Here is a 6,681-nt window from a genome sequence, read left to right on the forward strand (position 1 = left end):
ACCCAGTACCGTAACGCCTCATTGACTGCATCCTTTAGTGTCCCGCTTCCTTGTGATACAGATATGACCTTGGCACCCAGAAGTTCCATCCGGAAAACATTTAATTTCTGTCTCCTGATATCTTCCTCTCCCATAAAAATGATGCACTCTAACTTCAGCAAAGCACAAACTGTCGCCGTTGCCACTCCATGCTGTCCTGCACCTGTTTCGGCAATGACTTTTTTCTTACCCATTTTTTGTGTCAACAAAGCCTGACCAATCGTATTATTGATTTTATGGGCACCCGTATGATTTAGGTCCTCACGCTTCAGATAAATATCGGCACCACCAGCAAGTTTCGTTAAATTTTCTGAAAAATAAAGGGGCGTTTCACGACCAATATATTGAGTAAGGTAATAATTCAGTTGCTTTTGGAATTCTGGATCTTTTTTTGATTGTTCATATACTTCTTCAAGCTCTGTTATTGCCGCCATTAAGGTTTCCGGAACGAAACGGCCACCATATGCTCCAAAATGACCAGTTTGGTCGGGCTGTGTATAAGTACTCATCTATTTATTCCTCTTTTCCGGCTGTATTTTTCGCCTTAGTAATAAAAGCTTTTATTTTTGCAGCATCCTTTAATCCATTTGTTTCGACACCACTCGCTACGTCAACTGCGAATGGTGATACGGCAGTAATCGCTTTTCCGACATTTTCTGAAGTCAATCCTCCAGCTAGAAAAATTTTCTCCTTTGGTAAGCCCGCTTTACGAAGCATATCCCAATCCAAAGTCATTCCCTTACCAGAATTTCCTTTAGGAAGATCTACTAGTAGAAAATCAGCCGGATAATCGTGAAGGCTTTCAAGATCTTTCTCTGACTTGATGGCAAAGGCCTTAATAACCGGGAGAGGCATTCTCTCAGCAAAACTGGCAGACTCGTTACCATGCAGCTGAATATAATCCAATCCGGCAATTTCAGCACTTCGTATCACTTCTTGTTCGGTTTGATTAGCAAACACTCCGACTTTTTTTACGTGTGCAGGGAGATTCCCAGCTATTTCACATACTATTTCCGGATGAACTTTCCGGCTACTTTCCGCAAAAATGAACCCAATAAAGTCTGCACCGAATGTTACAGCTGTCTGAGCCGCTGCTAATGTCTTTATCCCACAAATTTTTACAAACATATTAATCTCCTTATAAACTCATTTGCAGTTCTGCCATCGTATTTGGAAGGTTAGGTGATATCATTAATGTTTCTCCAACTAAAATGCCCCTCGCCCCTGCTTTCCTCACACGCTGTACGTCTTCTTTTGTCTTGATTCCACTTTCACTGATAATGATGTGACGTTTTGGATCAAGTAGCTTCGCAAGTCGTTCCGTAACCGCCAAATCCACTTCGAATGTTTTTAAATTTCGATTGTTAATACCTATCAGCTCTGCATTAAGCTCAAGTGCTTGTTTTAACTCGGCTTCATCATGGACTTCTGTTAATACATCAAGCCCTTTATGTTTTGCATATTGATATAAATCATGAAGGCGTTCTTTTGAAAGAGCTGCCACAATTAATAGAATGATAGTCGCACCAGCTTGATAGGCACGGTCAATTTGGATTTCATCAATGATGAAATCTTTACATAACCTTGGAATTTGTATAGCCTGGCTCACGTTTTTTAAATCGGCAATTGACCCTTTAAAGAAAACCTCATCCGTCAATATCGATATGGCTGCGGCTCCACCTTTTTCGTAAGAAAGAGCCTGCTCGATTGGATCGACATTCATTTTAATGTCTCCTTTTGATGGGGATGCGCGTTTAATTTCCGCGATAACCGCGATTGATTTCGCCGTTTTCAATTTTTCTACAAGAGAAGGTCTGACTGTATTGATCATTTCCCCATCATCTAAACCCATTTCTTTTAACCGTGCTACTTCTACTTTTTTCTGTTCAATAATTTTCGTTAAAATATTATCCATTTACATTACCACCTTATTTCTGTTGCCATAGGCAATTAGATTTTCTAATTTTTCAAGAGCCGATCCGCTGTCCAGACTTTCTTCCGCCAAGGTAATTCCTTTTTTGATCGTTGCTGCCGTTCCATGGGCGTATAAACCCAAACCTGCATTCAATAAAACGGTGTCACGATATGCACCTTTTTCACCTTTTAAGAGGCGGAGCATAATATCAGCATTTTCTTTTGCATCACCGCCACGGATTGCGTCATTTCCGTAAATCGGCAAATCCACTTCCTCAGGATGGAGTGTAAAAGGGATAATATCCCCTTGCTCCAGAAGCACGAGTGAATTTTCTCCCTGTAGGCTGGCTTCATCCATAAAACCTGCACCATTGATGACAACCGCACGTGTTCTGCCTAATTTATGAAGTACTTCTGCAAATAGCTCGAGCATATCACGGCGGTTAATACCTAATAATTGTGTATCAAGCTGAACGGGATTCGTTAATGGTCCTATCAGATTAAATATTGTCGGGATTTTCAATTCTTTTCTCACTTTCATGATTCGGGCAATATTAGGGTGAACAGAAGGGGCAAATAAGAAAGTGATTCCATTTTCCTCTAACAGTTCTTTCATCATTTCTGGTTCTAAGAACAAATTAACCCCGAGCTCTTCCAAAACATCTGCACTTCCTGTTTTACTTGAAATGCTGCGGTTTCCATGTTTGGCAACCTTAACACCTGCACCAGCCAGCACGAAGGCTGAAGCGGTACTAATATTGAAGCTTTGTGAGCCATCTCCACCAGTTCCGCAATTATCCATCACATTAAGGCAGTTTGTTTTCACACTTCTTGCTTCTTTTCTCATGACTCGGACAAGGCTTGCAATTTCACCTGCCGTTTCACCTTTTGCTTTTAGAGCAATAATGAAAGCCGCCATCTCGCTTTCCGTAATATCTGTAGAAAATAACGCTTGGGCTGCTATACTCATCTCATCTTCCGTCAATGTTTGACGCTCTGCTAACTTTTCTAAATACTCCTTCACTACTAACTCCCCCAATTGTTTTTTGTGATTATAAAATGGATTCTTTCTTCTCTAATTGATATGTCTCGGCAATCTTATAAAATTCATGTAATAGTTCCTTACCGATTTTCGTTCCAATAGATTCAGGGTGGAACTGTAAACCGTAAAGCGGATAATCTTGATGTTTTAAAGCCATGATTTCTCCATCATCCACTGCGCTCGCCGTAACAGTTAATTCATTAGGTAAGCTTTCCCTTTCAACTACCAAGGAATGGTAACGCATCACTGGAAATTGTGGATTCTGATTGACAAATACCCCTGTTCCGTCATGTTCGATAACCGATGTTTTGCCGTGCATGATATATTTGGCCCCAATCACATTTGCCCCAAAGGTTGCACCAATAGCCTGATGACCAAGGCAAATACCTAAAAGCGGAAGCTTCTTATAAAAAGAACGTATGATTTCCATGCTAATTCCAGCATTTTCTGGACGGCCTGGCCCTGGTGAAATAACGATTGCCTTTGGATTCATTTCCTCAATTTCAGCAATGGTGATTTCGTCATTTCTTTTCACGATGATTTCTTTTTCTACTTCCCCTAAATATTGATAAAGGTTATAAGTAAACGAGTCATAGTTATCAATTAATAAAATCATTTTGTGTTAACCTCCATGAGCGCTCGTGCTTTATTTTGTGTTTCCTCATATTCTGTTTTTGGATCTGAATCATATATAATTCCTGCTCCGGCCTGTACATACGCACTGCCATCTTTTATGATCATCGTCCGGATTGCAAGAGCCATATCTAGATCTCCACCAAAACCGATAAATCCTATCGCCCCTGAATAGATCCCGCGTTTACAATTTTCAAGTTCGTTAATCAACTCCATTGCCCTAATTTTAGGGGCTCCTGAGACAGTACCTGCAGGAAGACATACCGTTAATGCATCTAAACTAGTGAATCCTTCCTTAAGTTCTCCGCTAATCTTTGAGGCAATATGCATGACATGTTGATATCTTTGAATTTCCATTTCCTCGGTAAGGTGGATTGAGCCTATTTCACAAACCCTCCCAAGATCATTTCTTCCGAGATCAACAAGCATTCTATGTTCAGCGAGTTCTTTTTCATCCATCAGCAGGCTTTTTTCCATGCCTTTATCTTCTTCATCCGTCTTCCCTCTTGGTCGTGTACCGGCAATGGGGTTAACATGAACCATTCCTGCTGAAACACTGATCAAACTTTCAGGGGAGGAACCTATAATAGTATAGTCACCAAATTCGATATAAAACATATAGGGAGATGGGTTGGCTAAGCGGAGACGGCGGTAAGCATCGAAAGGCTCTCCATCAAAGTCGGCCTGAAACCTTTGTGACAAGACGACTTGGAAAACTTCACCTGCTACAATCGCTTCCTTTACTTCAAGTACCATTTTCTCGAATTCATCCTGGCTGAAATTAGAATTAAATTCTAAAGATTCTGACGATATATCCTTTGACGGTTTACTAGGCCGATTGATTTTCTCCTTCATTCCCATTAAGCTTTTTTCGCTTTCCTCTTCCGCAGTCAAAAGATGAATCTTTTGAAGTACATGATCAAATATATACAGTTCCTTAAAGAAAAGGAAATGAGCATCCGGCATTTGAAGAGAATCAGGTGGCACCGGACCGATGTTTTCATAAAGACGAATAATATCATAGCCCATATACCCGATTGCCCCACCATTAAATGGCGGAAGATGAACTGGGGAATCTTCTATTTCTACCAACAATTGATTTTTTAGAAATTCAATGATATTGATGTTCCTTACGAGTTTCTCACCTGTATTAGAATCCTTCACATATACTTGATTACCTAATGACGTCACCTCCAAATATGGGTTTGATCCTAGATAGGAGTAGCGACCATTATCATGATGTGAATTCGAACTTTCCAATAAAAACTTCTTTTCATCATCCAATTTTTGAAAAATGGCAATCGGTGTATGAATATCCCCTTCAATCGTTTCCATTTTGAAACGGAGTATCTTTTTTTCATCCAAATGATTCATCTAAAATTACCTCCTAATTTTGAATCCAATAAAGAAAACTTCCGATTGCTATACCTTTAGGCAAACATATTCGGAGTTGTGTTTATATTTTTTCTCTAAAATCTTTCTCCAGTTCATCTTCACAAAAATTGTAAATGCATAAAAAAAGCCCCCTGCAAACACAAATTATGTGTCTGCAGAGGACGGTATACCGCGGTGCCACCTCAAGTTGGAAAAACATATTATTTTTCCCTCTCAAGCAAGAAATTAGACATTTCTTGCCAAACCCATTAACGGTGGAAGCCGAGTTTCCCTACTTATTTCAAGAAACCACTCATAAGTCCATTCACCTTCTTATATCGTACCGGTTTCCACCTATTCCGGCTCTCTGTGACGACTCTAAAAAGATTACTACTCTTATTCATAGATTTAATTATCCATTTTTAAAAAACACAAAAAGGGCCCTCATCCAAAGGACGAGGAACCCGTGGTACCACCTTARTTAGCTTAATAAGCTCACTTTACGGCATTATAAATATAATATGCCTATCTCCATTAACGATGAGATAATCGCCAAAGCCTACTCCGTCAATCCGTTTCGGTTTGGGGCTCGGAAGTCCATTCGCTTAAATTTGTTCACCAGTTTTCAGCAACCACTGGCTCTCTGCAGAACAGCATTAAGGTACTCTTCTTCGTCATTGCCTTTATCATTTCTTGATTATTATGTTAAAACAATCTATTCATGAAGTCAATGGAGTTTTCTAAAAATAATATTTTTATTATTTCATTCGTATCCAGTCATCGTCTTCGATTTCTTTTGCTTTCTTAATAACAAGATATGCGGAATAGTCGCTGACAGACTCAAACTCATCTGTATATTTTTTTTCATCCGCTTTGCCGGGGACTATTTCCTTAAACCTTCGATATGCTTTCATAAAAGCTTCTTTTTGTATTTTACTTTCATATGCCTTTTCGACTGCTTCAAAAAATTTAATAACATCGACGATTTCTTCCGTTGACCAATCAAGATCCATTGGATACTGATAATCCATGCTTACACGCTCCTTCTAGATAGTTATTCCTGTTGCTTGGGAGACTATTATCAGTCTGCCCATTTTGAGCGAATTGCCTCTGCTTGGCTGATAATCCGACTGAATAGCTCAGCCGTCGTTGGTACATCATGAATCAGACCCATTACTTGTCCAGCCCAAGCATATCCTTCACCTTCAACTCCATCATGGATATAACGCTGGTTTGCTTTTCCACTTATGTAATTCTGCAGTTGCTCATATCCGCCGTCTTCCTTTTCTATTTCAAGAATTTTATCAGTCCAACCATTTGCAATAACACGGGCTGGTGCACCAATAGACCGCTTAATGACAACGGTATCATTTTCTGTACCGGAAACCAAGGCATTTTTGTATAATTCATGGGCATGAACACATTCTTTTACTGCAATGAACCTGGTGCCCATTTCAATCCCTTCGGCTCCGAGTGCCAACGCCGCCATCAACCCGCGTCCATCACCGAATCCACCTGAGGCGATGACTGGAATTTTCACGGAGTCTACCACTTGAGGAATTAATACAGAAGTTCCGATATCATCGCGTCCTAAATGTCCTCCGCCCTCCTGACCAACTACCATCACTGCGTCTGCACCCAGCTGCTCAGCCTTGATTGCCTGCCTTCTTGCCGCAACT

8 protein-coding genes and 2 other annotated features are annotated in these 6,681 nt (G+C 40.2%); all 8 genes read right to left on the reverse strand.

Going from position 1 to position 6,681, the window contains the following annotated elements; genetic code table 11:
- Window positions 1–548: pyridoxal-phosphate dependent enzyme (locus tag AC1DUW_RS18220; protein ID WP_477643137.1), on the reverse strand; the 548-nt coding region annotated here is incomplete at its 3' end.
- A 4-nt stretch (window positions 549–552) separates the two neighbouring features.
- On the reverse strand, window positions 553–1,167 hold the full coding sequence (locus tag AC1DUW_RS18225; RefSeq protein ID WP_053345185.1) for a phosphoribosylanthranilate isomerase: 615 nt from the start codon (window positions 1,165–1,167) through the stop codon (window positions 553–555).
- Window positions 1,168–1,177: 10 nt separating this feature from the next.
- Window positions 1,178–1,954: an indole-3-glycerol phosphate synthase TrpC gene (trpC, locus tag AC1DUW_RS18230; RefSeq protein ID WP_053345184.1), complete on the reverse strand. Its 777-nt coding sequence runs from the start codon at window positions 1,952–1,954 to the stop codon at window positions 1,178–1,180.
- Window positions 1,955–2,977 (reverse strand): anthranilate phosphoribosyltransferase, encoded by a 1,023-nt coding sequence (gene trpD / locus AC1DUW_RS18235; protein ID WP_053345183.1) that lies wholly within the window; start codon window positions 2,975–2,977, stop codon window positions 1,955–1,957.
- 28 nt (window positions 2,978–3,005) lie between these two features.
- A complete protein-coding gene (locus AC1DUW_RS18240; RefSeq protein ID WP_053345182.1) occupies window positions 3,006–3,611 on the reverse strand; it encodes an anthranilate synthase component II in 606 nt (201 codons plus the stop codon).
- Complete coding sequence (gene trpE, locus AC1DUW_RS18245; RefSeq protein ID WP_477643138.1) at window positions 3,608–5,002, reverse strand: anthranilate synthase component I; 1,395 nt, start codon at window positions 5,000–5,002, stop codon at window positions 3,608–3,610. Before trpE ends, AC1DUW_RS18240 begins: the two co-directional genes overlap by 4 nt.
- Before the next feature lie 175 nt (window positions 5,003–5,177).
- Window positions 5,178–5,415 (reverse strand) — a binding site (T-box leader).
- A gap of 35 nt (window positions 5,416–5,450) precedes the next feature.
- Window positions 5,451–5,689, reverse strand: a binding site (T-box leader).
- 71 nt (window positions 5,690–5,760) lie between these two features.
- Window positions 5,761–6,033, reverse strand: a complete 273-nt coding sequence (locus AC1DUW_RS18250) for a UPF0223 family protein (protein WP_053345180.1) — start codon at window positions 6,031–6,033, stop codon at window positions 5,761–5,763.
- Window positions 6,034–6,083: 50 nt separating this feature from the next.
- Window positions 6,084–6,681 (reverse strand): NAD(P)H-dependent flavin oxidoreductase (locus AC1DUW_RS18255; RefSeq protein WP_477643139.1); only part of this gene is annotated, 598 nt, incomplete at its 5' end.

It is taken from the genome of Peribacillus sp. P4_C12 (assembly GCF_056402095.1).